Source organism: Halomonas sp. SL1 (assembly GCF_003030865.2).
GTDB lineage: Bacteria > Pseudomonadota > Gammaproteobacteria > Pseudomonadales > Halomonadaceae > Halomonas > Halomonas halophila.
In genome coordinates, this window is the sequence record NZ_PYUQ02000008.1 from 16,633 (window position 1) to 41,531 (window position 24,899).

Sequence of the window (24,899 nt, forward strand, 5' to 3'; positions counted from 1 at the left end):
TGTCGGTTGCGCATCGCCCTTGACATTTCGCCCGGCAGCGAGGTCTGTTCTCGCCGCTAGCGGCGCCGCTCCAGCAGGACACCGCACTCGCAGTGGTGGGTCCAGGGGAACTGGTCGAAGAGCGCGAAGCGCACCACCTCGTGGGTACGGGTGAGGGTCTCCAGGTTGTCGGCAAGCGTATCCGGATTGCATGAAATATAGACGATACGCTCGTAGTCACTGAGTTGACGACAGCTGTCCTCATCGAGCCCGGCCCGCGGCGGGTCGACCAGCACGGTAGAGAAATCGTAGTCGTCGAGGCCGAACTCGGCGACCCGGCGGCCGCCCTTCTCGCCGCGCAGCGCCTGGGAGAACTCCTCGGCCGACATGCGCCCCACCACGGCGTTGTCGACGCCGTTGGCGGCCAGGTTCTCCCGGGCGCTGGCGACCGAGGTGCGCGAGATCTCGGTGGCCAGCACGCGGCGGAAGTTCTCCGCCAGGGCCACGGTGAAGTTGCCATTGCCGCAGTACAGCTCCACCAGGTCGCGTTCGGTGCTGCCGGCGGTGACGTCCCGGGCCCAGGACAGCATCGAACGACAGATCTCGGCGTTGGGCTGGGTGAAGCTGTTCTCCACCTGCTGGTAGACGAACTCGCGGCCGTCGACGCCGAGCCGCTCCCAGACGTGGTCGCGGGTCAGCACCAGGCGCTGCTTGCGGGCCCGGCCGATGATCATGATGTCCAGTGCCTGCTCGAGGGCACGGGCCTCGACCTCCCAGGCCTCGTCGAGCTGGCGGTGATAGATCAGCGTCACCAGCGCCTCGCCGGTCAAGGTGGTGAGAAACTCCACCTGGAACAGCCGATGCCGCAGGGTCGGGTTGTCGAGCAGGCGCTCGCGCAGTGCCGGCATCAGCTCATTGATGCGCTGGCCGGCCACCGGGTAGTCGTCCAGACGCACCACGGTCTTCTGCTTCGGGTCCTCGGGATCGACCTCGAACATGGCATAGTAGAGATCGTCGCCCTCGTGCCAGACCCGGAATTCGCAGCGCTGGCGGTAGTGGCTGGCCGGCGAGGCATGCACTTCCAGCTCGGGTGGAGCGAAACGGGCGAACTGGGCGGTCAGTCGGTCGCGCTTGGCCGCGAGCTGCTCGTCATAGCGGTCGGGGTCGACAACGGGAATGGCCACGGCGGCTCCTGAAAGATGGTCGGTCGAAAGGGATGGTCGAATACGGGCGATGAAAGACGGAAAGCGCGGCACCTTGGGCCGGCCGATGCCTCAGGGCAACACGAGAGCGTGTGTCTCGGAAAAACCGAAGCCGGCGAGCCCCCGGGCCAGGGTCGTGTCGGGGCCGGTGACCCAGCCCCGCTCGACGGCCGGGCGGCGCTGGGGCGCGACGATCACCTGGCCGGTGCGCCGGGCGATGGCGTCACCGGAGTCGACCCAGCGCACCGGATGCGGTACCGCGGCCTCGAGCGCCTCGCGCAGCAGCGGGAAGTGGGTGCAACCGAGCACCAGGGTATCGAGATCCGGCAGCTCGGCCAGCGGCGCCAGCACCCGGCGCAGCACCTCGGGGTCCGGCACCTCGCCGGCCACCAGGCGTTCGGCCTCGCCCACCAGCGGGTCGGCGGCCAGGCGCGTGACCCGGCAGTCGCCGGCGAAGGCCTCGATCAGCCGCGCGGTATAGGGCCGCGCCACGGTGGCACTGGTGGCGAGAAGACCGATATGGCGGCTCTCGCTGGCCCCGGCGGCGGGCTTGATCGCCGGCACGGTGCCCACCACCGGCACCGACAGCCGCTCGCGCAGGGCATCGAGGGCCAGGGTGCTGGCGGTGTTGCAGGCCACCACGAGGCCACAACACCCACTGGCGGCCACCGCCGCCTCGCACACGGCGAGGATGCGCTCTACCAGCCAGGCGTCCTCGCGCACGCCATAGGGCAGCATGGCGTTGTCGCAGGCGTAGGCCAGGACCACGTCGGGCAGGCGGCGGCGAAGCGCCTCGACCACCGAGAGCCCGCCGACGCCGGAATCGAACACCAGCACCGGGCCCGTCATCGGCGCGCCACCACGCACTCGCCCCCCGGCCAAGACGGCACGAGGGGCAAGATCAGGGTGAAGGTGGTCGAGGCGAACATCGGCATCGCAGGCATTCCGTCGAACGATGCGGCGCATTCTACCTCAGCGGGGCCGGGACTCGAAGCCGTCTCCCGGCGGCGACGCAGGGAATCAGGTCACCGGCTCCGGCGCATCGCGCAGCTCGGCATAGAGCTCGGGGTAGGCCTCCTGCAGGCGCTCGAGTTCGGTGGTCGCGCCCTCGGGCAGAGCCTCGGCAAGCCGCTGGAGGTCATCCTCGGAGAAATGCTCGCGAATCAGCGGGAAGAGCAGCTCGCGCTCGTCGCGCAGGTAGGCCCGATGGGCATCGAGATACGCCTTGAGGTCGTCGGCGAAACGATCCATGGGCACTACGGCATCCATGAGAATCATGTCGAGGTCGCCGGAGAGGCGCTTGAGCTGGGCCTTGAGGGCACGATAGTCCTTGGCCAGCCGCTCGGTCACCGCCTCGGTCTCCGGGGCCAGTTCCTGCAGGCGTTCGGAGCAGACATGCTCCAGCGGCTGGCTGAAGCTGTCCTGGTAATCGAGGATATAATCCACGACTTCCCGCACCAGCTGGAAGTTCGGGCGTTCGCCCTCGGCCAGGGTCTTCTGCTTGAGCTGTAGAACGTGCAACATGCGGGCCATGTTGGCATGATCCTGGCGCAGTTGGTTCAGCATGGGCATTGCGGCAGCCTCCTCAATATCGGTCATGGACGGAAGGCACTGGTGTTAGACGCGCCTTCGCCCTCCGGGTTCCTGGCCAATGGCACCGGCCGTCAGGGTTCGCCCACCTCGTTCGGGATCTGGCGATGCCGGGAGCCAATGCCCGACATCGCGTATCCAACATAGCAGCCGTCAGCGAAGGAGTCAGAAATGGACCTGTTCCAGCAGGCCAGCAGCGAGGAGAGCGCCCCCCTGGCCTGGCGCATGCGCCCCCGTCGGCTGGCCGATTACGTGGGCCAGCCGGCGCTGGTCGGCCCCGGCAAGCCGCTGCGCCGCATGGCCGAGGGCGGCCCGGTGCGGTCGATGATCCTGTGGGGCCCGCCGGGCACCGGCAAGACCACCCTGGCCGAGATCCTGGCCGAGGAGTCCGGCGCCCACCTCGAGCGGCTCTCGGCGGTAATGGCCGGGGTCAAGGACATCCGCGCGGCGGTGGACCGCGCCCGAGCCGCCCAGGGTCAGGACCGCCCCACCCTGCTGTTCCTCGACGAGATCCACCGGCTCAACAAGAGCCAGCAGGACGCCCTGCTGCCCCACGTGGAGTCCGGCCTGCTGACGCTGATCGGCGCCACCACCGAGAACCCCTCGTTCGAGGTCAACTCGGCGCTGCTGTCCCGGGCCCGGGTGCACGTGCTGAAGTCGCTCTCCGACGACGACGTGACCGAGGTGCTCCGCCGCGCACTGGTCGACGCCGACCGCGGGCTGGGCGCCCGACACATCACCGTGGACGACGAGGTGCTCGCGCTGCTGGCCCGGGCCGCCGCTGGCGACGCCCGCCGCGCCCTGGGCCTGCTGGAGACCGCCTGCGACTTCACGGTGCAGGAAGGCGACGGCGAGCGCCTGCCCCGCGAGGCACTGGAGGACGTGATCGGCCACCAGGCCAGCGCCTTCGACAAGCAGGGCGATCACTACTATGACCTGCTGTCGGCGATCCACAAGTCGATCCGCTCCTCGCGCCAGGACGCCGCCCTGCTCTACATCGCGCGATTCATCCAGGGCGGCGGCGACCCGCTGGACGTGATCCGCCGGCTGACCGCCATCGCCTCGGAAGACGTCGGCAACGCCGACCCCAAGGCGCTGCCGCTGACCATGGCAGCCTGGGACGCCTACCTGCGGCTCGGCGACTACGAGGGCCAGCGCGCCATCGCCCACGCCGCCGTGCACCTGGCGGTGGCACCCAAGAGCAACGCCGTCGACCAGGCCTGGCATCGCGCCAAGGCGTTCGCCGCCGCCCAGCCGCGCCTCGAGGTGCCCACCTACCTGCGCAACGCGCCCACCAAGCTGATGGAATCGCTGGGCCACGGCGACGGCTATCGCTACGCCCATAACGAGCCCAACGGCTACCCCGCCGGCAGCGCCCACGACTGCTGGCCGGACGACGTGCCCTTCGAACGCTTCTACCAGCCCACCGCCAACGGCCAGGAGAAGCGCTACGGCCAGATGCTGGAGTGGCGGGCCGAGCTCGACGCCCAGGCAGATCGCGGGGAATAGCGGCAAGTCGACCGCCGAAAATCACTCAAGGCAACAGAAAACCCCGAAGGCTGAACCTTCGGGGTTTTCTTTTAGCGCGGCGCTTGGCGGCGCTTAGCGCGACTCGCGGATCACGTCGGTGCCTTCAGGCAGCGTCACGTCGAAACGCGAGTCCTCCACCGAGACGTTCTGCTCGACGTCGTCGAACTCGATGGCGGTGCGCTGGCCGGTGCTGTCGGTCATCTGCAGGAAACCGAGTCGTTCGCCATAGAAGGTCAGCTTGAGCTCCTCAAACAAGGTGTCGGGGCTCTTCGGCACCAGCGCGAAGGTCTCGGCGGTGCCCTGCTGGCTGCTGGAGACCTCGTAGCTCTCGGTCAGCTGGTCGGCGCTGCCGGACAGCAGCAGGGCCGGGGTGTGGGTCACGCGGTCGTCCAGCGGCTGGACAGTGGCCTGCTGGAGGTCGGGATCGTAGAGCGTGACCTCGTCGCCGTCGGAGACCACGATCTGCTCATAGGGGGCGTTCACCTCCCAGCGGAAGCGGCCCGGGCGCGACAGCCACATGCGGCCGCTGGCCTCCTGCAACCGCTGGCCGGAGCCGTCGAGGATCTGCTGGTCGAAGTCGGCGACGTAGGTGTCCAACGGCTCGAGCATGTGCGCCAGCCGCTCGGCGCCTTCGTTGGCCACGGCGGTCAGCGGGGTCAGGGCCACCAGGGCCAGCGCGGCGAGGGATCGTTTCATGGTCATCTCCTGTTTCCCTGAAGGTCGAGAGCATCCTGCCCGGTAAGACTGCACGGGCCGCGACGGGTTGCCTCCCCGCCGCGGCTTGCATGGTGGTTGCACGATCGGCGGCTCAGTCGCCCGCCGGCGGCGGCGCCAGCACCTCGCGGGCGCCGTTGGTGCCCATGGTCGAGACCACGCCGGCCGTCTCCATCGCCTCGACCAGGCGTGCCGCCCGGTTGTAGCCGATCTTGAAGCGCCGCTGGACCGCCGAGATGGAGGCCCGACGGCTCTCGGTGACGAAGGCCACCGCCTCGTCGTAGAGGGCGTCCTGCTCGGCGTCGTCGTCGCCGCCACCGCCGCCCTCGGCTTCGAGGCCGGCCAGGGCGTCGGCGGACACGCCGCCGGAGAGGATCTCGTCGATGTACTCCGGCTCGCCGCGACGCTTCCAGTCCTCGACCACCCGATGCACCTCGTCGTCGTCGACGAAGGCACCGTGCACGCGGGTCGGCATGCCGGACCCGGCGGGCAGGTAGAGCATGTCGCCGTGGCCCAGCAGGTTCTCGGCGCCGCCCTGGTCGAGGATGGTGCGCGAGTCGACCCGGGAGGAGACCTGGAACGCCATGCGGGTGGGGATGTTGGCCTTGATCAGGCCGGTCACCACGTCCACCGAGGGCCGCTGGGTGGCGAGGATCAGGTGGATGCCGGCGGCACGGGCCTTCTGGGCCAGACGCGCGATCAGCTCCTCGACCTTCTTGCCGACGATCATGAACATGTCGGCGAACTCATCGATCACCACCACGATGTAGGGCAGCTTCTCGAGCACCGGCGGCGCCTGGTGCATCTCCCAGGGCTGCGGCTCCCACAGCGGATCGGCGACCTGGGCCCCGGCGCGCTCGGCCTCGTCGAGCTTGGCGTTGAAGCCGGCGATGTTGCGCACGCCCATGGCGGCCATCAGCTTGTAGCGCCGCTCCATCTCGGCCACGCACCAGCGCAGGGCGTTGGCGGCCTCCTTCATGTCGGTGACCACCGGCGCCAGCAGGTGCGGAATGCCGTCGTAGACCGACAGCTCCAGCATCTTCGGGTCCACCATGATCATGCGGACCTCTTCCGGCTTGGCCTTGAGCAGCATGGAGATCAGCATCGCGTTGACCCCCACCGACTTGCCCGAGCCGGTGGTGCCGGCCACCAGCAGGTGCGGCATCTTGCCGAGGTTGGCGACCACGGCGCCGCCGCCGATGTCCTGGCCGAGCGCCATGGTCAGCGCCGAGGCCTCGTGCTGGTAGCGGTCGGAGTCGATCACCTCGCGCAGGCGGATCATGGCGCGGTTGGGATTGGGGATCTCGATGCCCACCGTGGGCCGGCCCGGGATCACCTCCACCACGCGCACGCTCTTGACCATCAGCGAGCGCGCCAAGTCCTTGGCCAGGTTGCTGATCTTGGAGACCTTCACCCCGGCCGCCGGCTTGATCTCGAAGCGCGTGATCACCGGCCCCGGCCAGGTGTCGACCACCTCGGCCTTGACCCCGTACTCGCGCAGCCGCACCTCCAGCAGTTCGGCCATCTCGGCCAGCTGCTCGTCGGTGTAGTTGGGCTCATGATCCTGGGGCGGCGTCAGCAGCCGCAGGCTCGGCAGTTCGCCCTCGGGCTCGGCGAACGCCTCCACCTCGGCGCCCTGGTTCTGCAGGTGCTCCACGGTCCACAGCGTCGGGCCGTCGGGCTCGTCGGTGGCCTGACGCGCCTGCTCGGCGGTCGCCACCTGAGCGGCGGGCGCTTCCTGACGCGGCGGCTCGGCCGCCCGCGAGACGGGCGCGGCCGACGCAGAAGACGACGGCAGCGGCACCTCGTCATCGTCGTCCGGCAGCACCGGATCGGGGATCACCTCCGGCACGCGGCGCGGCTCGGGCCGCTCGGGCGACGGCGTCGCAACCGATTCAGGCTGAGTCTCACGGGGAGCCGCAGGCTCGTAGGACGCCTCGGGCGCCTGGGGCTCGACCGGCTGATTCGGGGCGAGCTCGCGCTCGGCCTGGGCCGAGTGGTCGACCTCGTCATGCGACCAGGGCGGCGCGACCGCCTCGGCCGGGGTGTCCTCGACCGGCGTCCCGGACGACGGCTGCTCGGCCGTCGACGGTGAGGACTCGCGCGTCGGCTCGGCCTCCGGTGCCGGCCCGGGGGACGGAGACAACGCGGGCTCCCAGGACTTGGGTGCCGGCTCTTCGCTCTTCTCCTCGTTCTCTTCGCGCTCTTCGCGCTCGCGCGACACGAACGACTCGTGCCGCGGCTCCCGAGGCTCGACAGCGGCGTCCTCCCGCGGTGCGAAGGCCTGGGGCGACGGCGCGGCGGGCGAGCACGCCGCATCGGGCGACTCACGACGCGGCGTCGGTTCCTCGGCCTTGGGCTCGGGCTCGACCGCACGGGACGGCGTCGGCTCTGCCGGCCGAGCGTTCTCCGCCGATGCAGCCGGCGCCTCGGGCTCCGCAGGCTCGGTGGCGCGCAGCGGCATGGCAGCGACGGGCTCGCCGGCCTCGCGCGGCTCGCCGCGTTCGGGGGACAGCGACAGACGCGGCTCCTGAGCGGTATAGGCCGCCTCCGGGCGCTTGGCCGAAGGCGTGCGCTCGGGCACCTCCCAGGGAATCTCGGTGTCGCCGTCGTCGCCGAAGCCGGGCTCGCGGCGTCCGCTCTCGGCAGCCAGCGCCGGGACGGGCTCGCGACGCGCCGGCAGCCAGCGGCGCCACCAGGGCGCGCGTTCCGGGCTCGCCGCGTCATCACGCTCGGCCCGGGCCGAGTCGTCGGCGCTCTTGCTGTCCTGCGTGCCGTCCTGCGCGGGCTCGGCGTCGCCGTCGCCCGCGTCGTCACGGCCGAAGGCGAAGCGCTCGCTGATGCCGGACCACAGCGAGGTGGCACGCCGGCCCAGCTCGTCCATGATGGTCAGCCAGGACCAGCCGCTGAACAGCGGCACGCCGCACAGGATCGCCACCAGCGCCAGCAGCGCGGTGCCGCCGGCACCGACCAGCGGCAGCAGCGCCCCGACCAGCCCCTCGCCGAGGATGCCGCCGGCCCCGTAGGGCAGCAGGCTCTCGGGATCGTAGAAGTGCAGCGCACCAAGCGTGGTCGAGCCGAGCAGCAGCAGCATCAGGCCGCCGCTGCGCACGGCGAGCGCCGTGGCATCCCATTCCAGGCGCACCTGGCCGGCACGGATCAGCCACCAGGCGGCGAAGCCCAGCATGCCCGGCCACCACAGCGCACTGCCGCCGAACAGCGAATAGAGCACGTCGGCCAGCCAGGCACCGATGCGGCCCATCCAGTTGGCGACCTCGGTCTCGGGGCCACTGCGTGACCAGCCGGGATCGTCGGGCCGAAAGCTGTATAGCGCCAGCAGCAGGAACACGCAGCCCGCCAGCAGCAGGATCACCACGCCTTCGCGCATCGATCCCTGCAAACGCAGGCCGAAGCGCCGGGCCGTTTCCCTGGCCGTCGCTGCGCGTTCGCGCGGCGACGTGGTTGTCTTCTTGGCACTCAAGCGGCCAACCCCCTTGCGCCGAGACGGCGTCTTCCAAATCCAAGGCCAACAATCATACCGAGCCAGCCGCGCCCGTCACAGGGGGCACGCCACGACTTGAGCCGCGCCATCGCGCCGGTCACACTTGGACTTCCACGCCCCGAGGACGTCCACCCCATGCTGCCCTGGCTCCCCGAGCACCCCGTTCGCTTCCCATCGGTCGAGTCCGCCCTCGACGATCCCGGCGGTCTGCTGGCCGCCGGCGGTGAACTGAGCCCGGCCTGGCTGCTCAGCGCCTATCGCCACGGCATCTTCCCCTGGTACAGCGAGGGCCAGCCCATCCTGTGGTGGAGCCCGGACCCGCGCATGGTGCTGTTTCCCGAAGAGGTCCGGGTCCGGCGCAGCCTGGCCAAGCGGCTGCGCAACGGCGGTTTCACGGTCACCGGCGATACCGCCTTCGAGGCCGTCATCGCCGCCTGTGCCGCACCCCGAGACGACGAGCCCGGCACCTGGATCACTCCGGAGATGGTCACCGCCTACCGCCGCCTGCACGCCTTGGGCGCGGCCCGCTCGGTGGAGGTGTGGCAGGACGAGACGCTGGTGGGCGGCCTCTACGGCATTGCACTGGGGCCGGTATTCTTCGGCGAATCGATGTTCTCGCGGGCGCCCGACGCCTCCAAGGTGGCGCTGGCGTGCCTCGCCCGCACCATGGCCGCCGAAGGCGGCCGCCTGATCGACTGTCAGATGCATACCGCGCACCTGGCGAGCCTGGGCGCCCGGGACATCGCCCGGCGGACGTTCATCGGCTATCTTGATGAGTGGCTGGACGCGATGCCGGAGCCGCAGGGCGACGGGACCCTCGTCTTTCCACCGCCGGCATGGTCGTTCGAACGCCTCGACGCCGCGAGACAGATGCCCCCGGGAGCCACAGGAGGCGGTCACCTTGAGCAGTAACACTCCCCGCCAGCCGATTCGCGATCTGCGGTTCTTCCTGACCGTGCCGCACGCCTGCAGTTATCTGGAGGGGCGTGAGGCCACCACCCTGTTCCTGGATCCCCAGGAGTCACCGGGCAGCGGCGTCTACGACTCCCTCGCGCCACTCGGCTTCCGGCGCAGCGGACGACACCTCTATCGCCCCCACTGCGAGGGCTGCAACGCCTGCATCTCGGTGCGCATTCCGGTCAAGGGCTTCACCCCCAACCGCACCCAGCGCAAGCTCTACCGCCGCAACGCCGATCTCGAGGCCAGGGTTCGCCCGGCGCTGTTCGATGCCGAGCACTACGGGCTCTACGCCCACTACATCCGCACCCGGCACGCCGATGGCGACATGTACCCCCCCAGCCATGAGCAGTACCGCACCTTCCTGACCCTGAATCAGGACTATGCGCGGATGCTGGAGCTGCGCCTCGACGGCCGGCTGCTGGCCGTCTCGGCCTTCGATCAGCTCTCGCACGGCCTGTCGGCCATCTATACCTTCTTCGACCCGGGCGAGGAATTCGACCGCCGCTCGCTGGGCACCTACGCGGTGCTGGCACTGGTGGAACGCGCCCGCGAGCTGGGTCTGCCCCACGTCTACCTGGGCTACTGGATCGAGGAATGCCGCAAGATGGCCTACAAGCAGGCCTTCTCCCCCCTGGAGCGGCTCGAGGGACGCCACTGGCGGCGCCTGATCCCGACCTGACATTGCGGCGCTTTTTGCCTTGACGCCCGGCATGCGGCACAATATCGCGCTATCCTGATCGGCACGAACGGACACTCCGCCACTCGTGCCGCCGTTTGTTATCACCAGCGAGGAATTGCCTATATGGCACGCGAAGACCATATCGAAATGGAAGGCGTCGTCGTCGACACGCTGCCCAACACCATGTTCCGGGTCGAACTCGAGAACGGCCACGTGGTGACCGCCCACATCTCGGGCAAGATGCGCAAGAACTACATCCGCATCCTCACCGGCGACAAGGTCAAGGTCGAGCTGACTCCCTACGACCTGTCCAAGGGCCGCATCGTCTACCGCTCTCGCTAGGCCAGCCTGAGGGCATGCATGAAATGCCCTTCGGCCCCTCCCCGCCAGCACGTCTCCCAGACGCACAACGCCCCGTCCGAAGACAGGGCGCTGATGGGTTGGCGGAAGCGATCGACGCGCCGCTTCAGGGCGCGTCGGCCAGTTCCGACTCCGATGCCAGGTGCAGCTCGCCGTCCTCGACGCTGACGTGCACCACGCCACCGTGCTCGGCCAGCTCGCCGAACAGGATCAGCTCTGCCAGCGGCTTCTTGAGCTTCTCCTGGATCAGGCGCGCCATCGGCCTTGCCCCCATATCGGGGTCGTAACCCTTCTCGGCCAGCCAGTCCCGGGCTTCCTCGTCCACATCGAGCTGCACGCGCTTCTCGTCGAGCTGCGCCTGGAGTTCGATCAGGAACTTGTCGACCACGTTGCGCACCACCTCGGTGGGCAGGGCGTGGAACTGGATGATGCCGTCCAGGCGGTTGCGGAACTCCGGCGAGAAGGTCTTGCGGATGACCTCCATGGCGTCGGTGGAGTGGTCCTGGGTCTGGAAGCCGATCGAACGCCGCGTGGCCTGCTCGACCCCGGCGTTGGAGGTCATGATCAGGATCACGTGACGGAAGTCCGCCTCGCGGCCGTTGTTGTCGGTCAGCCGGCCGTGGTCCATCACCTGCAGCAGCAGGTTGAAGACTTCCGGGTGCGCCTTCTCGATCTCGTCGAGCAACAGCACGCAGTGCGGCTGCTTGGTGATCGCCTCGGTCAGCAGGCCGCCCTGGTCATAGCCGACGTAGCCCGGGGGGGCGCCGATCAGCCGCGACACGGTGTGGCGCTCCATGTACTCGGACATGTCGAAGCGCACCAGGTCGATGCCCATGATGTGGGCCAGCTGGCGAGCCACCTCGGTCTTGCCGACCCCGGTAGGACCGGCGAACAGGAAGCTGCCCACCGGCTTGTCCGGCGCCTTGAGGCCGGCCCGCGACAGCTTGATGGCCGCCGACAGGCCGTCGATCGCCTCGTCCTGGCCGAACACCAGCATCTTGAGGTCGCGGTCGATATTGGCCAGCAGCTTGCGATCGGAGCTGGAGACGCTCTTCGGCGGAATCCGCGCGATGGAGGCGACAACCGCCTCGACCTGGTCGGTGTCGATGGTGTCGACGCGCACCTCGGGCGGCAGCAGCCGCTGGTGGGCACCGGCCTCGTCGATCACGTCGATCGCCTTGTCGGGCAGGTGACGGTCGTTGATGTAGCGATCCGCCAGCCGCGAGGCGCTTTCCAGTGCGGCGTCGGTGTACTTGAGGTGGTGATGCTCCTCGAAGCGCGAACGCAGCCCCTTGAGGATGCGGATGGTGTCCTCCACCGAGGGCGCCATGACGTCGACCTTCTGGAAGCGGCGGGCCAGCGCACGGTCCTTCTCGAAGATGCCGCGGAACTCCTGGAAGGTGGTGGAGCCGATGCAGCGCAGCTCGCCGGAGGACAGCAGCGGCTTGAGCAGGTTGGAGGCGTCCATCACGCCACCGGAGGCCGCCCCGGCGCCGATCACGGTGTGGATCTCGTCGATGAACAGGATGGCGTTGGGCTGCTTGCGCAGCTCGGCCAGCAGCGCCTTGAGACGCTTCTCGAAGTCGCCGCGGTACTTGGTGCCCGCCAGCAGCGCGCCCATGTCGAGGGAGTAGACGACGGCGTCGCCGATCACCTCGGGCACGTCCTCCTCGACGATGCGCTTGGCCAGCCCCTCGGCGATGGCGGTCTTGCCCACGCCGGCCTCGCCGACCAGCAGCGGGTTGTTCTTGCGCCGCCGGGCGAGGATCTGCACCACCCGCTCGAGCTCGTGATCGCGCCCGATCAGCGGGTCGATCTTGCCCATGCGGGCCTGCTCGTTGAGATTGGTGGCATAGCCCGTCAGCGGATTGCCGCCCTGCTCGCTGCCGGCCTCCTCGGCGTCATCGGCCTCGGGCGACGGCGAACTCTGCCCCTGGCCATGACCGGCGACCTTGGAGATGCCATGGGCGATGTAGTTGACGGCGTCCACCCGGGCCACGTTCTGCTGCTTGAGGAAGTAGACGGCCTGACTCTCCTGCTCGGAGAAGATCGCCACCAGCACGTTGGCGCCGGTCACCTCGCTCTTGCCGGAAGACTGCACGTGGAAGACCGCGCGCTGCAGGACGCGCTGGAAGCCCAGCGTCGGCTGCGTCTCGCGATCGGCCTGATCCTCGGGAATCAGCGGCGTGGTGGAATTGATGAAATCCTGCAGGTCGGACCGCAGCTTGTCGAGGTTGGCCCCGCAGGCTCGCAGCACGTCCGCCGCCGAGGCGTTGTCGAGCAGCGCCAGCAGCAGGTGCTCCACGGTCATGAACTCGTGACGCTTGGAGCGCGCCACGGTAAAGGCCGTGTTCAGGGTCAGTTCAAGTTCTTTGCTCAGCATGGCAGTCCCCTTCTCGCCGCTTAGGGCTTGCGTCGGACCCTTCTGGGTCCGGCATCATCAACATCGAGCACAAACATCGGCGTTGCAAGTCGCCCCGCCAACGCTGGCGATTTCCTTACTTCGACACGCCGACGCTCAATCCGTTGCTTCGATGTCGCACAGCAGTGGGTGCTGGCACTCCCGGGCGTACTCGTTGACCTGATGACTCTTGGTCTCGGCGATATCGCGAGTGAAGATCCCGCAGGTCGCCTTGCCCTGGGTGTGCACGGCCAGCATGACCTGCACCGCCTTCTCGTTGTCCATGTTGAAGAACGTCTGCAACACGTCCACCACGAACTCCATGGGGGTGAAGTCGTCGTTGTGCAAGACCACCTTGTACATCGGCGGTTGCGCAAGCTCCGGTTCCGACGACTGCACCGCCAGGTCGCCGTCGCCCTCTTCCTCGGGCCCGGGAGGCCGCGTCATGCCGGCATGAAGCGACGCGCGGTGCGGCGCCATGCCCTCTTCCTTTGTCTTGAACATAAGCATCACTGTCGCTATCGACAAGCCGGGCGCCCCCCGGGCATTCCAACCGTGTTTGGACGCCGGCGAGGCGATCGGGTTCATCGGGATGAATTCACTGTGCCGTCTTTGACCGCCGCCAGCAATGCAACGGCCCCCGCCCGGGAACGGGCGGGGGCCGGAACACGTCGACGACGCGTCTGTCGCGGGTCGGTGGCGCTTAGCGCTCGGCCACCAGCTCCAGGGCCGCGTTTAGGGTGCGGCTGGGGCGCATCACGGCATCGGCCAGCTCGCCGTTGGCGTGATAGTAGCCACCGATGTCGACCGCCTGCCCCTGAACGGCGTTGAGCTCTTCGACGATCACCGCCTCCTTGGCGGTCAGCTCGGCGGCGAGCTTGCCGAACAGCGCCTTGAGCTCGGCGTCCTCGTCCTGGGCGGCCAGCGCCTCGGCCCAGTACATGGCCAGGTAGAAGTGGCTGCCGCGGTTGTCGAGCTCACCGACCTTGCGCGACGGCGACTTGTTGCTGTCGAGGAACTTGCCGTTGGCCTCGTCCAGTGCCTTGGCCAGCACGCGGGCGCGAGCGTTGTCGAAGGTCTTGCCCAGGTGCTCGAGGGACGCGGCCAGGGCCAGGAACTCGCCCAGGGAATCCCAGCGCAGGTGATTCTCCTCGAGCAGCTGCTGGACGTGCTTGGGCGCGGAGCCGCCGGCGCCGGTCTCGAACAGGCCGCCGCCGTTCATCAGCGGCACGATGGACAGCATCTTGGCGCTGGTGCCGAGCTCCATGATCGGGAACAGGTCGGTCAGGTAGTCACGCAGCACGTTGCCGGTCACGGAGATGGTGTCCTCGCCGCGGCGGATGCGCTCGAGGGAGAACTGCATCGCCTCGACCGGGGCCATGATGCGGATGTCCAGACCGTCGGTGTCGTGATCCTGCAGGTAGGCCTCGACCTTCTTGATCAACTGGGCGTCGTGGGCGCGCTCGGCGTCGAGCCAGAACACCGCCGGGGCACCGCTCTCGCGGGCGCGGGACACGGCCAGCTTGACCCAGTCGCGGATCGGGGCGTCCTTGGTCTGGCACATGCGCCAGATGTCGCCCTCTTCCACCGCGTGCTCGAACAGCACCTCGCCGGCCTCGTCGGTCACGCGCACGGTGCCGCCGGCGGGGATCTGGAAGGTCTTGTCGTGGGAGCCATACTCCTCGGCCTTCTGAGCCATCAGGCCGACGTTGGGCACGCTGCCCATGGTGGTCGGATCGAAGGCGCCGTGCTTCTTGCAGTCCTCGATGGTGGCCTGATAGATGCCGGCATAGCAGCGATCCGGGATCACCGCCTTGGTGTCGTGCAGGGCGTCGTCGGCGCCCCACATCTTGCCGGAGTCGCGGATCATGGCCGGCATGGAGGCGTCGATGATCACGTCGCTCGGCACGTGCAGGTTGGTGATGCCCTTGTAGGAATCGACCATGGCCAGGCTCGGACGCTCGTCGTACAGCGCGTCGATGTCGGCCTCGATCTCGGCCTGCTTGTCGGCCGGCAGCTTGGCGATGGTGGCGTACAGGTCGCCGATGCCGTTGGTGGCGTCGAAGCCGACCTCTTCCAGCGCCTCGGCGTGCTTCTCGAGCACGTCGCGGTAGAACTCGTCGACCACCATGCCGAACATGATCGGGTCGGAGACCTTCATCATGGTCGCCTTGAGGTGCAGGGAGAACAGCACGCCTTGTGCCTTGGCGTCGGCGATCTGCTCGGCGACGAAGGCGGACAGCGCCTTGCGGCTCATCATGGAGCCGTCGATCACCTCACCGGCCAGCACCGGGGTGCGCTCCTTGAGCACGCTGACGCTGCCGTCCTGACCGACCAGCTCGATCTTGACCGCGCCGTCGGCGCCGATCACGGCGGACTTCTCGCTGCCGTAGAAGTCACCCTCGTTCATGTGGGCGACGTGGGAGCGGGAATCGGACTGCCATTCACCCATGCGGTGCGGGTACTTGCGGGCGTAGTTCTTCACCGACTTGGGGGCACGACGGTCACTGTTGCCTTCACGCAGCACCGGGTTGACGGCGCTGCCCTTGACCCGGTCGTAGCGCGCCTTGATGTCGCGCTGCTCGTCGCTGGCGGGCTCGTCCGGGTAGTCGGGCAGCGCATAGCCCTGGCCCTGCAGTTCCTTGATGGCCGCCTTGAGCTGCGGCACCGAGGCGCTGATATTGGGCAGCTTGATGATGTTGGCTTCCGGCGTCTTGGCCAGCTCGCCCAGCTCGGCCAGATGGTCGCCCAGCCGCTGCTCGTCGGTCAGGGAATCGGGGAACTGCGAGAGGATACGCCCGGCCAGGGAGATATCACGGGTCTCGACGGAGATGCCGGCGGAATCGGTGTAGGCGTCGATGATCGGCAACAGGGAATGGGTCGCCAGAGCCGGCGCTTCGTCGGTCAGCGTATAGATAATCTTCGGCGTTTTGGACATGTGGCGTAGATCTCTCTGGTCACTGCGGTGCATGAAACGGATCGAAGCGCACACTCTACGATGTCGGCAACACGGGCAACCAGGGCGACCGCCGCTCGGCTCGATCGCCGACACGCGGCATCGGCCATCCCTCTGAGCGGGTCACGCCAGGCCCGGAAAATGACGAGGGCGCTCCGGCGAGCGTCGCGCAGTATACCAGCCCGCCGCCCACGACGCATGGCAGCGATGGTCGCCGATCCCTGCCATCCCGCCGCGCCGAGCGGTAAGATACGCCCATGAGCCGCTTATATCTCTTTCACAAGCCCTACCGGGTGCTGTCCCAGTTCACCGACCAGGGCGACGCCGAGGGCACGCCCCGCGCCACCCTGGCCGACTACCTCGACGTGCCCGGCATCTATCCGGCGGGCCGACTCGACCACGACTCCGAGGGTCTGCTGCTGCTCTCCGACGACGGCGAGCTGATCCACCGCATCAGTCATCCGCGTCACAAGCAGCCCAAGACCTACCGTGTGCAGGTCGAGGGGCGGCCCGACGATGCCGCCCTGGAGGCCCTGCGCCGCGGCGTCGAACTCAGGGACGGCCTGACCCGGCCGGCCCGGGTGCGCCGCCTCGAGGCCAGCGAGCTGCCCGAGCGCGAGCCGCCGCTGGACCCGAAGCGTCATCCCGACACCCACTGGCTGGAGCTGATCATCTCCGAGGGCCGCAATCGCCAGGTGAGACGCATGACCGCCCATGTGGGCCACCCCACCCTGCGCCTGGTCAGGGTGGCGATCGGCCCCTGGTCGCTCGACGGCCTGTCGCCCGGCGAGTGGCGTCGCGAGACCCTGCACGCGCCCGCTCCGCCCTCGAATCGTCGCGACACCGGCCGCCGGGGCAGCGGCCGTCGGAACGGCAAGTCACCCCACGGCGGGAGGACACGCCGATGAGCCGCTGGCATCCCCTCGTCACCGTGGCCACCGTGGTCGAGCGCGCCGGGCGCTTCCTGATCGTCGAGGAAGACCGGGGCGGGCCCCACACGGTCTTCAACCAGCCGGCCGGGCACCTGGAACCGGGCGAGCGCATCCAGGACGCCGCCCTGCGCGAGCTGCGCGAGGAAACCGCCTGGCAGGTGGGTCTCAGCGATTACCTGGGCATCTACGTCTATCGGGCGCCGGACGGCACCACCTTTCACAGCCACGGCTTCTACGGCATGGCGCTGGCCCGGCTGGGCACCGAACTCGACCCGGACATCCTGGCCACCCACTGGGTGACGCTGGAGGAACTGGAGGCGCTGGAACGCCTGGGACGGCTGCGCAGCCCGCTGGTGCTGCGCCGCGTGCGCGACGCCCTGGCCGGGCGCTTCTATCCCATGGACGTGATTCACGAACGGTAGCCGCGCTTCGCGCGGAGCTGGAAGCTGGAAGCTGGAAGCTGGAAGCTGGAAAACAGCGTGTCGCCCTGCACTCCGGCAAGGGGGGGGGCTTCCAGCTTCCAGGTGCGAAGCACCGCTCTTCGAGCTTCCGGCTCGAGTGATGTATAATCCCGCCCCATTTGCGACCACCCCAATCCGAGAGCGTCATGACAGCCACCCAAGGCAAGGTGATCGTCGGCATGTCCGGCGGCGTCGATTCCTCCGTCTCCGCCCTGCTCCTGCTCGAGCAGGGCTATGAGGTCGAGGGCCTGTTCATGAAGAACTGGGACGAGGACGACGGCACCGAATACTGCACCGCCAAGGAAGACCTGGCGGACGCCGAGGCCGTGTGCGCCAAGCTCGGCATCAAGCTGCACACCGCCAACTTCGCCGCCGAGTACTGGGACAACGTCTTCGAGCACTTCCTGGCCGAGTACCAGGCCGGACGCACGCCGAACCCGGACATCCTCTGCAACCGCGAGATCAAGTTCAAGGTGTTCCTCGAGTACGCCGAGATGCTGGGCGCCGAGCGCATCGCCACCGGCCACTACGTCCGTGGCGGCCGCGCCCGCGGCGAGCTCGACGGGGCCGAGCGCCCGCGGCTGCTCAAGGGGCTCGACGCCAACAAGGACCAGAGCTACTTCCTGCACGCCGTGCCCGAGGCGGCCATCGCCCGCACCCTGTTCCCGGTCGGCGAACTGGAGAAGCCCGAGGTCCGCGCCCTGGCCGAGCGTCATGACCTGGTGACCGCGCGCAAGAAGGACTCCACCGGCATCTGCTTCATCGGCGAGCGCCGCTTCCGCGACTTCCTGCAGCAGTACCTGCCCGCCCAGCCCGGCACCATCGAGACGCCGGACGGCGACGTCATCGGCGAGCACATGGGCCTGATGTACTACACCCTCGGCCAGCGCCAGGGGCTCGGCATCGGCGGGCTCGCCAACTACTCCGACGCGCCCTGGTTCGTGGCCGACAAGGACCTCGAGCGCAACGTGCTGGTGGCCGTGCAGGGCAAGCATCACCCGCTGCTCTACACCGACAGCCTGGCCACCGAGCCGATGGACTGGGTCGCCGGCGAGCCGCCGGCCGCCGAGGGCCGCCTCACCGCCAAGACCCGCTATCGCCAGGAAGACGTGCCCTGCCGCTTCGAGACCACCGAGGACGGCGGCGTGCGGGTGCGCTTCGACGAGCCCCAGCGCGCCGTGACCCCCGGCCAGTCGCTGGTGCTTTACGACGGCGACATCTGCCTCGGCGGCGGCGTGATCAAGGCCATCTGGAACGCCGAGGAGGCCGCGCGATGAACGGCACCACGCCCATTCACCGCGCCCCCGACTCCCCCGTCGCGCGCCAGGCCCTGGCGCTGGCCGGGGTCTTCCAGGCCGCCAGCCAGGTCGACCAGCTGGCCCGCACCGGCCAGGTCGACCAGCGCGCCTGGGACACCCTGATCCACGCCACCCTGGACACCGACCCGGCCAGCTTCGAGGCCATCTACGGCGGCCATCCCAACAACCTGCGCCTGGGCATCGAGACCCTCGAGGGCATGCTGGGCCGCCGCCAGGCCAACCCGGTGGTGATGCGCTATGGTTTCTCGCTGCTGATGCTGATGAGCAAGCTGAGAAACGACGCCGACATGATGGACACCCTGGGCACCCGGCTGACCCGCATCCAGGGCCAGGCCGAGCACTTCGGCGAGACCCACGAGAACGTCGTCGCCAGCCTCGGCGAGGCCTACCAGGACACCATCTCCACCTTCAAGAGCCGGATCGTCGTCCAGGGCGATCCCTCGCTGCTGCAGAGCCGCATGATGCCCGAGCGCGTGCGCGCCTGCCTGCTGACCGGCATCCGCTTCGCGCTGCTGTGGCACCAGCAGGGCGGCCGCCGCTGGAAGCTGATGTTCCAGCGCGGCGCCCTCAAGAAGGCCCTGGACGAGCTGAACTGATTTCCCCCACTGATTTCTCCACCACGCCACCCGGAACGCGCCCATGCAGCCCAAGTCACTCCCCCTGACCGCCCTCACCGCCCTTTCTCCCGTCGACGGCCGCTACGGCAGCAAGGCCGAGGCCCTGCGCGAGCATTTCAGCGAGTTCGGCCTGATCCGTGCCCGCGTCATCGTCGAGGCCCGCTGGCTGCAGCGCCTGGCCGAGCAGCCTCAGATCACCGAGGTGCCGCCGCTCTCCGCCGCGGCCACCGCGGCGCTGGATGCCCTGGTCCGCGACTTCTCCGTGGAAGACGCCGAGCGCATCAAGGAGATCGAGCGCACCACCAACCATGACGTCAAGGCGGTCGAGTACTTCATCAAGGAGCGCATTGCCGAGACGCCCGAGCTGCACGCCATCACCGAATTCGTGCACTTCGCCTGCACCAGCGAGGACATCAACAACCTGTCCCACGCGCTGATGCTGCGCGGCGGCCTGGATGCGCTGCTGCCGGTGATGCACCAGGTGGCCGACGAGGTGGCCCGCCTGGCCGAGGAGCACGCCGCTCAGCCGATGCTGTCGCGCACCCATGGCCAGACCGCCAGCCCCACCACCCTCGGCAAGGAGATGGCCAACGTCGCCTACCGGCTGCGTCGCCAGCTCAAGCAGATCGAGAGCGTGGAGCTGTTCGGCAAGATCAACGGCGCCGTGGGCAACTACAACGCCCACCTGGCGACCTACCCGGAGGTCGACTGGGAAGCCAATGCCCGCACCTTCGTCGAGGGCCTGGGCCTGACCTTCAACCCCTACACCACCCAGATCGAGCCGCACGACTACATCGCCGAGCTGTTCGACGCCGTGTGCCGCTTCAACACCGTGCTGATCGACTTCGACCGCGACGTCTGGGGCTACATCTCGCTGGGCTACTTCAAGCAGAAGACCGTGGCCGGCGAGATCGGCTCCTCGACCATGCCGCACAAGGTCAATCCGATCGACTTCGAGAACTCCGAGGGCAACCTGGGGCTGTCCAACGCCGTGCTGGGTCACCTGGCCGAGAAGCTGCCGATCTCCCGCTGGCAGCGCGACCTGACCGACTCCACCGTGCTGCGCAACCTGGGCGTCGGCATGGCCTACGCGCTGGTGGCCTACCAGGCCTCGCTGAAGGGCATCGGCAAGCTCGAGGCCAACCCGGCTCGCCTGGCCGAGGACCTGGACAACAGCTGGGAAGTGCTGGCCGAGCCGATCCAGACCGTGATGCGTCGCTACGGCATCGAGAAGCCCTACGAGAAGCTCAAGGAGCTGACCCGCGGCAAGCGCATCGATCAGGCCGGCTTCGCCGCCTTCATCGACACCCTGGAGCTGCCGGCCGAGGTGAAGGGCGAGCTCAAGCAGCTGACCCCGGCCAACTACATCGGCAACGCCGAGGCCCAGGCGCGCAACCTGTAAGCGTCCGGCCGGTCAGCCGATCAGGGGCGGGCATCGTAGCGATGCGATATCTACCCGGGGACGCTGACACCAGCGCAGCCGCGCGCGTGGCTCGCCAGGGATGGCGAGCCAGCTTCACCCGTGAGGGATTATGTTGTGAAGCGACGCGCAGGCGGCAAGCGCAGTGTCAGGGTTTCGTTCCCGGGATCGCGAGCACGAGGCCCGATCCTTAACCCGCCATGCCCCTCGTCGGCTGGCCCCACATGCTAGTATCCCGACAGGCGCCAATCGGCGCCTGTCGCCGTTTCATCCCTTCGCGAGCGCGAGCCTCATGTCACGACAGTCCCGAGACGAACCCCTCACCCTGCTCGGCGGCCGCACCGCCGCCGACTTTCTGCGCGACCACTGGCAGCGCCGGCCGCTGCTGATCCGCGGCGCCATCCCCGACTTCCAGAGCCCGCTCGAACCCGACGAGCTCGCCGGCCTGGCCTGCGAGGAGAACATCGAGGCGCGTCTGGTCGAGGAGCAAGGCCCTGACGGCCCCTGGCAGGTCAGCCACGGCCCCTTCGACGAGGCCACCTTCGCCCGCCTGCCGGAGCAGGACTGGACCCTGCTGGTCCAGGCCGTGGACCACTACGTGCCCGAGGTCGCCGAGCTGCTCGAGACCTTCGACTTCCTGCCGAGCTGGCGCCTCGACGACATCATGGTCAGCTATGCGCCGCCCGGCGGCAGCGTCGGCCCCCACGTCGACCAGTATGACGTCTTCCTGCTTCAGGCCAGCGGCCAGCGCCGCTGGCAGCTCGGCGGCAGGGTCGACGACGACGCCCCGATCCTCAAGGGCATCGACCTGCGCATCCTCGAGACCTTCGAGGTCGAGGCCGACGCCGACTGGGTGCTGGAACCGGGCGACATGCTCTACCTGCCGCCGGGCTGGGCCCATCACGGCGTCAGCCAGTCCAGTGACTGCATGACCTTCTCGGTGGGCTTCCGCGCCCCCTCCGCCGACGAGGCCGTGACCTCCTACGCCGACTACATCGGCGAGCAGCTGCCTCCCTCGCTGCGCTACGCCGACGCCGGCATGGCGGCGCCCGCCGACCCGGCCGAGCTCGACGACGCCGCCCTCGAGCGCATGCGCACACTGATCCTCGAGACCCTGGACGACCCGGCCCAGCTGGCCCAGTGGTTCGGCCGCGTGATGACCCAGCCCAAGTACGTCGACCAGCTGGTGGCCAGCGAGACGCCCACCGACCCGAACGACCTTGTCGCCGCACTACAGGACGGCGAGACACTGGAACGCCCGCCCGGCTCGCGCTTCGCCTGGCGCGCACTGGACGACGCACGCGCCACCCTGTTCGTCGACGGCGACGGCGTCGAGTGCTCGATCGCCCTGGCCCGCGCCCTGGCGGGCGGCGAACCGGTCGACGCCGAGTTGCTGGCCTTCGACGACGCGCCCCGCGTGCTGACCCATCTGCTCGACGCCGGCAGCCTGGCCTGGTGGAACGACGAAGAAGAATGAACACAGAGGAGTAAGCGCATGAGCACGAGCGTCGAGATCCGCGAGGGCGACTGGCAGACCCTCGGCGAGGCGGCCGGCGAGATCCGCCGCGTCGTCTTCATCGAGGAGCAGGACGTGCCCAGAAACGAGGAATGGGACGGCCGAGATCCCGAGTGCCTGCATTTCCTGGCGCTGGCCGACGGCCGCGCCCTGGGCACCGCCCGGCTGCTGCCCGACGGCCATATCGGCCGCGTCGCCGTGCTCGCCGAGGCGCGTGGCCTCGGCATCGGGCTGGCGCTGATGGAGGCGGCGATCGCCGCCGCACGCCACCGCGGCCTGCCTGCCGCCGAGCTCGCCGCCCAGACCCATGCCCTGGCGTTCTACGAGCGACTGGGCTTCGAAGCCTTCGGCGAGACCTTCATGGAGGCCGGCATTCCGCACCGCAACATGGCGCTGCGCCTCGACGCCTGAGCGTTTTCTCCCTCCCATTTTCCGCCCCCATCGGGAAACCCGACTACAGGAATGGCGATTCCCGCCCCCGTCCTGTAGTCGGACTACAACCCTCGCTGCCCCCAAGGATCAATTGTTGAGCCGCGCCATGCCCGCCCATAGTGATATCCAAGGCGAGCGAGGGACGCCCGGCATCAACAGTTATGCCATGTAGTCGCCGGGCACTTTCCTCTCTCGACGAGGTTCGACCAACACCCTAGAGACAGACTCGGGAAAGCGGACGAACCTGATAGCGCTTCGCGGTCGCAGCATAAGGCTTCGTCGACACCAGACGGCAATCACGCCGGGACGAGAGCGGGCGACCTTCCCCCTGAAGGCAGAGAGGATGGCTCCATGGCAACGTTTCAAGATCAACTCAAGACCCTGACCCAGCTGCGCGAAGGTCAGCGCGGCAAGTGGGACAACATCACGCCCGAGCATGCCGCCCGGCTGCGCGTCCAGAACCGCTTCCAGACCGGCCTGGACATCGCCCGCTACAACGCCCGGATCATGCGCCAGGACATGGCGGCCTACGACGGCGACACCGCGAAGTACACCCAGTCGCTGGGCTGCTGGCACGGCTTCATCGGCCAGCAGAAGATGATCTCCATCAAGAAGCACTTCGGCCAGACCAAGGGTCGCTACCTGTACCTCTCGGGCTGGATGATCGCCGCCCTGCGCTCCGAGTTCGGCCCGCTGCCCGACCAGTCGATGCACGAAAAGACCAGCGTGCCGGCGCTGATCGAGGAGCTCTACACCTTCCTGCGCCAGGCCGACAGCTGGGAGCTCAACCACCTGTTCCGCGATCTGGAAGCGGCCCGCGAGGCCGGCGACAGCGCCAGGGCCGCCGAGCTCGAGGGCAAGATCGACAACTTCGAGACCCACGTGGTGCCGATCATCGCCGACATCGACGCCGGCTTCGGCAACGCCGAGGCCACCTACCTGCTGGCCAAGAAGATGATCGAGGCCGGGGCCTGCTGCCTGCAGATCGAGAACCAGGTCTCCGACGAGAAGCAGTGCGGCCACCAGGCCGGCAAGGTCACCGTCCCGCACGAGGACTTCATCGCCAAGCTCAACGCCGTGCGTTACGCCTTCCTGGAACTCGGCGTGGAAGACGGCGTAATCGTCGCCCGCACCGACTCCCTGGGCGCCGGCCTGACCCAGAAGATCGCCGTCAGCCACGCGCCGGGCGACCTGGGCGATCAGTACAACGCCTTCCTCGACGGCGACGAGATCACCTCCGCGGACGATATCGCCAACGGCGACGTGGTGATCAAGCAGGACGGCAAGCTGGTCAAGGTCAAGCGCCTGGCCTCCGGCCTCTACCAGTTCAAGCCGGACACCGGCGAGGACCGGGTGGTGCTGGACTGCATCACCAGCCTGCAGAACGGCGCCGACCTCTTGTGGATCGAGACCGAGAAGCCCCATGTCGGTCAGATCAAGGGCATGGTGGACCGGGTGCGCGAGGTCTGCCCCGACGCCAAGCTGGTCTACAACAACTCGCCGTCCTTCAACTGGACACTGAACTTCCGCCAGCAGGTGTTCGACGCCTGGGAAGCCGAGGGCCGCGACGTCAGCGCCTACGACCGCGCCGACCTGATGAACGCCGAGTACGACGACACCGAGCTGGGGCGCCAGGCCGACGAGTGGACGCAGAACTTCCAGCGTGACGCCGCCCGCGAGGCCGGCATCTTCCACCACCTGATCACCCTGCCGACCTACCACACCGCGGCCCTGTCCACCGATAACCTGGCCAAGGGCTACTTCGGCGACGAAGGCATGCTGGCCTACGTGGCGGGCGTGCAGCGCCGCGAGATCCGCGAGGGCATCGCCACCGTCAAGCACCAGGACATGGCCGGCTCCAACATCGGCGACGACCACAAGGAGTTCTTCCACGGCGAGGCGGCGCTCAAGGCCGGCGGCAAGGACAACACCATGAACCAGTTCGGCTGATCGCACGCCGCGACGGCACAGCGACAGGACGCTCGGGGAGGCTTCGGCCTCCCCTTTCTCGTGCCCGCTCACCCGACCTCGGTGCACCGCGATGCAGCGCGCCAAGTGCCCCGTGAAGGAGGCCGACAACCTCGCTGCCGTTCCTTAAAGGATGTAGTCGAGTTACAACGCCGGCTGCGCCCAAGGAGGCATGGTCGGTTCTGCCGTACTGCACCATAGTCAAGTCACAGCGCAGGACAACGCGTCGCTACCCCGACCGGCGACCTGCACTGAAAGCTACAAAGAAGGCGCTTTCACGATGATCCAGGCGCCGTAGGCGATGGTCTTTCCAAGCTTGTGACCACTTCGCGACTGCAGCACCGGGCGCTTACCCGGCCCG

20 protein-coding genes are annotated in these 24,899 nt (G+C 68.4%); 12 read left to right on the forward strand and 8 right to left on the reverse strand.

Going from position 1 to position 24,899, the window contains the following annotated elements; genetic code table 11:
• Positions 1-56: 56 nt before the first annotated feature.
• From trmA to C9J49_RS02765, 3 genes are all read right to left on the reverse strand, one after another.
• Complete coding sequence (gene trmA, locus C9J49_RS02755) at positions 57-1,163, reverse strand: tRNA (uridine(54)-C5)-methyltransferase TrmA (protein WP_107180850.1); 1,107 nt, start codon at positions 1,161-1,163, stop codon at positions 57-59.
• Positions 1,164-1,253: 90 nt separating this feature from the next.
• Entirely contained in the window at positions 1,254-2,030 is a 777-nt protein-coding gene (gene murI, locus C9J49_RS02760; RefSeq protein WP_107180851.1) for a glutamate racemase, read from the reverse strand.
• A 171-nt stretch (positions 2,031-2,201) separates the two neighbouring features.
• Complete coding sequence (locus tag C9J49_RS02765; protein WP_035595313.1) at positions 2,202-2,747, reverse strand: hemerythrin domain-containing protein; 546 nt, start codon at positions 2,745-2,747, stop codon at positions 2,202-2,204.
• A gap of 195 nt (positions 2,748-2,942) precedes the next feature.
• Between C9J49_RS02765 and C9J49_RS02770 the strand changes: the two genes are divergently transcribed.
• Positions 2,943-4,280: a replication-associated recombination protein A gene (locus C9J49_RS02770; RefSeq protein WP_107180852.1), complete on the forward strand. Its 1,338-nt coding sequence runs from the start codon at positions 2,943-2,945 to the stop codon at positions 4,278-4,280.
• Positions 4,281-4,373: 93 nt separating this feature from the next.
• Here the strand turns inward: C9J49_RS02770 and lolA are convergent, their stop codons facing one another.
• Together lolA and C9J49_RS02780 are read right to left on the reverse strand one after the other, a co-directional pair.
• Positions 4,374-5,003 (reverse strand): outer membrane lipoprotein chaperone LolA, encoded by a 630-nt coding sequence (lolA, locus tag C9J49_RS02775; RefSeq protein WP_107180853.1) that lies wholly within the window; start codon positions 5,001-5,003, stop codon positions 4,374-4,376.
• Between the two features lie 106 nt (positions 5,004-5,109).
• Complete coding sequence (locus tag C9J49_RS02780) at positions 5,110-8,403, reverse strand: DNA translocase FtsK 4TM domain-containing protein (protein WP_309250813.1); 3,294 nt, start codon at positions 8,401-8,403, stop codon at positions 5,110-5,112.
• A 249-nt stretch (positions 8,404-8,652) separates the two neighbouring features.
• Here C9J49_RS02780 and aat point away from each other — a divergent pair, with 249 nt between their 5' ends.
• The 3 genes from aat (at position 8,653) to infA (ending at position 10,498) form a co-directional block, all read left to right on the forward strand.
• Positions 8,653-9,429 carry a leucyl/phenylalanyl-tRNA--protein transferase gene (gene aat, locus C9J49_RS02785; protein WP_035595269.1) on the forward strand — a complete coding sequence of 259 codons (777 nt, stop codon included), beginning with the start codon at positions 8,653-8,655 and terminating at the stop codon, positions 9,427-9,429.
• Positions 9,419-10,156 carry an arginyltransferase gene (locus tag C9J49_RS02790; RefSeq protein ID WP_107180855.1) on the forward strand — a complete coding sequence of 246 codons (738 nt, stop codon included), beginning with the start codon at positions 9,419-9,421 and terminating at the stop codon, positions 10,154-10,156. Before aat ends, C9J49_RS02790 begins: the two co-directional genes overlap by 11 nt.
• A gap of 123 nt (positions 10,157-10,279) precedes the next feature.
• Positions 10,280-10,498 (forward strand): translation initiation factor IF-1, encoded by a 219-nt coding sequence (gene infA, locus C9J49_RS02795; protein WP_013332816.1) that lies wholly within the window; start codon positions 10,280-10,282, stop codon positions 10,496-10,498.
• Positions 10,499-10,622: 124 nt separating this feature from the next.
• Here the strand turns inward: infA and clpA are convergent, their stop codons facing one another.
• The 3 genes from clpA to C9J49_RS02810 all read right to left on the reverse strand — a co-directional run bounded on the left by clpA (position 10,623) and on the right by C9J49_RS02810 (position 15,855).
• Positions 10,623-12,899 (reverse strand): ATP-dependent Clp protease ATP-binding subunit ClpA, encoded by a 2,277-nt coding sequence (gene clpA, locus C9J49_RS02800; RefSeq protein ID WP_107180856.1) that lies wholly within the window; start codon positions 12,897-12,899, stop codon positions 10,623-10,625.
• A gap of 135 nt (positions 12,900-13,034) precedes the next feature.
• A complete protein-coding gene (gene clpS, locus C9J49_RS02805; protein WP_046080071.1) occupies positions 13,035-13,397 on the reverse strand; it encodes an ATP-dependent Clp protease adapter ClpS in 363 nt (120 codons plus the stop codon).
• 223 nt (positions 13,398-13,620) lie between these two features.
• On the reverse strand, positions 13,621-15,855 hold the full coding sequence (locus C9J49_RS02810; protein WP_107180857.1) for an NADP-dependent isocitrate dehydrogenase: 2,235 nt from the start codon (positions 15,853-15,855) through the stop codon (positions 13,621-13,623).
• A gap of 275 nt (positions 15,856-16,130) precedes the next feature.
• Between C9J49_RS02810 and C9J49_RS02815 the strand changes: the two genes are divergently transcribed.
• The 8 genes from C9J49_RS02815 to C9J49_RS02850 all read left to right on the forward strand — a co-directional run bounded on the left by C9J49_RS02815 (position 16,131) and on the right by C9J49_RS02850 (position 24,520).
• A complete protein-coding gene (locus C9J49_RS02815) occupies positions 16,131-16,781 on the forward strand; it encodes a pseudouridine synthase (protein WP_107180858.1) in 651 nt (216 codons plus the stop codon).
• Positions 16,778-17,227 (forward strand): NUDIX domain-containing protein, encoded by a 450-nt coding sequence (locus tag C9J49_RS02820; protein WP_035595259.1) that lies wholly within the window; start codon positions 16,778-16,780, stop codon positions 17,225-17,227. The genes C9J49_RS02815 and C9J49_RS02820 overlap by 4 nt, the downstream gene beginning before the upstream one ends.
• 185 nt (positions 17,228-17,412) lie before the next feature.
• Positions 17,413-18,543, forward strand: a complete 1,131-nt coding sequence (gene mnmA, locus C9J49_RS02825; protein WP_046080067.1) for a tRNA 2-thiouridine(34) synthase MnmA — start codon at positions 17,413-17,415, stop codon at positions 18,541-18,543.
• The gene (gene hflD, locus C9J49_RS02830) at positions 18,540-19,181 is read left to right on the forward strand and encodes a high frequency lysogenization protein HflD (protein ID WP_107180859.1); all 642 of its coding nucleotides are present in this window, start codon (positions 18,540-18,542) and stop codon (positions 19,179-19,181) included. The genes mnmA and hflD overlap by 4 nt, the downstream gene beginning before the upstream one ends.
• 43 nt (positions 19,182-19,224) lie before the next feature.
• A complete protein-coding gene (purB, locus tag C9J49_RS02835; protein ID WP_107180860.1) occupies positions 19,225-20,604 on the forward strand; it encodes an adenylosuccinate lyase in 1,380 nt (459 codons plus the stop codon).
• Positions 20,605-20,914: 310 nt separating this feature from the next.
• Complete coding sequence (locus tag C9J49_RS02840; RefSeq protein ID WP_107180861.1) at positions 20,915-22,099, forward strand: cupin domain-containing protein; 1,185 nt, start codon at positions 20,915-20,917, stop codon at positions 22,097-22,099.
• An 18-nt stretch (positions 22,100-22,117) separates the two neighbouring features.
• On the forward strand, positions 22,118-22,549 hold the full coding sequence (locus C9J49_RS02845; protein ID WP_107180862.1) for a GNAT family N-acetyltransferase: 432 nt from the start codon (positions 22,118-22,120) through the stop codon (positions 22,547-22,549).
• A gap of 372 nt (positions 22,550-22,921) precedes the next feature.
• Entirely contained in the window at positions 22,922-24,520 is a 1,599-nt protein-coding gene (locus tag C9J49_RS02850) for an isocitrate lyase (protein ID WP_107180863.1), read from the forward strand.
• Positions 24,521-24,899 lie beyond the last annotated feature (379 nt).

Bases quoted from the DNA above. Each gene is read 5' to 3' on its own strand.
- purB (WP_107180860.1), top strand. From the start codon at position 19,225: ATGCAGCCCAAGTCACTCCCCCTGACCGCCCTCACCGCCCTTTCTCCC.
- clpS (WP_046080071.1), bottom strand. From the start codon at position 13,397: ATGGCGCCGCACCGCGCGTCGCTTCATGCCGGCATGACGCGGCCTCCC.
- C9J49_RS02815 (WP_107180858.1), top strand. From the start codon at position 16,131: ATGAGCCGCTTATATCTCTTTCACAAGCCCTACCGGGTGCTGTCCCAG.
- hflD (WP_107180859.1), top strand. From the start codon at position 18,540: ATGAACGGCACCACGCCCATTCACCGCGCCCCCGACTCCCCCGTCGCG.
- C9J49_RS02845 (WP_107180862.1), top strand. From the start codon at position 22,118: ATGAGCACGAGCGTCGAGATCCGCGAGGGCGACTGGCAGACCCTCGGC.
- C9J49_RS02810 (WP_107180857.1), bottom strand. From the start codon at position 15,855: ATGTCCAAAACGCCGAAGATTATCTATACGCTGACCGACGAAGCGCCG.
- C9J49_RS02765 (WP_035595313.1), bottom strand. From the start codon at position 2,747: ATGCTGAACCAACTGCGCCAGGATCATGCCAACATGGCCCGCATGTTG.
- C9J49_RS02820 (WP_035595259.1), top strand. From the start codon at position 16,778: ATGAGCCGCTGGCATCCCCTCGTCACCGTGGCCACCGTGGTCGAGCGC.
- lolA (WP_107180853.1), bottom strand. From the start codon at position 5,003: ATGACCATGAAACGATCCCTCGCCGCGCTGGCCCTGGTGGCCCTGACC.
- C9J49_RS02780 (WP_309250813.1), bottom strand. From the start codon at position 8,403: ATGCGCGAAGGCGTGGTGATCCTGCTGCTGGCGGGCTGCGTGTTCCTG.
- mnmA (WP_046080067.1), top strand. From the start codon at position 17,413: ATGACAGCCACCCAAGGCAAGGTGATCGTCGGCATGTCCGGCGGCGTC.
- C9J49_RS02840 (WP_107180861.1), top strand. From the start codon at position 20,915: ATGTCACGACAGTCCCGAGACGAACCCCTCACCCTGCTCGGCGGCCGC.
- clpA (WP_107180856.1), bottom strand. From the start codon at position 12,899: ATGCTGAGCAAAGAACTTGAACTGACCCTGAACACGGCCTTTACCGTG.
- aat (WP_035595269.1), top strand. From the start codon at position 8,653: ATGCTGCCCTGGCTCCCCGAGCACCCCGTTCGCTTCCCATCGGTCGAG.
- murI (WP_107180851.1), bottom strand. From the start codon at position 2,030: ATGACGGGCCCGGTGCTGGTGTTCGATTCCGGCGTCGGCGGGCTCTCG.
- infA (WP_013332816.1), top strand. From the start codon at position 10,280: ATGGCACGCGAAGACCATATCGAAATGGAAGGCGTCGTCGTCGACACG.
- C9J49_RS02850 (WP_107180863.1), top strand. From the start codon at position 22,922: ATGGCAACGTTTCAAGATCAACTCAAGACCCTGACCCAGCTGCGCGAA.
- C9J49_RS02770 (WP_107180852.1), top strand. From the start codon at position 2,943: ATGGACCTGTTCCAGCAGGCCAGCAGCGAGGAGAGCGCCCCCCTGGCC.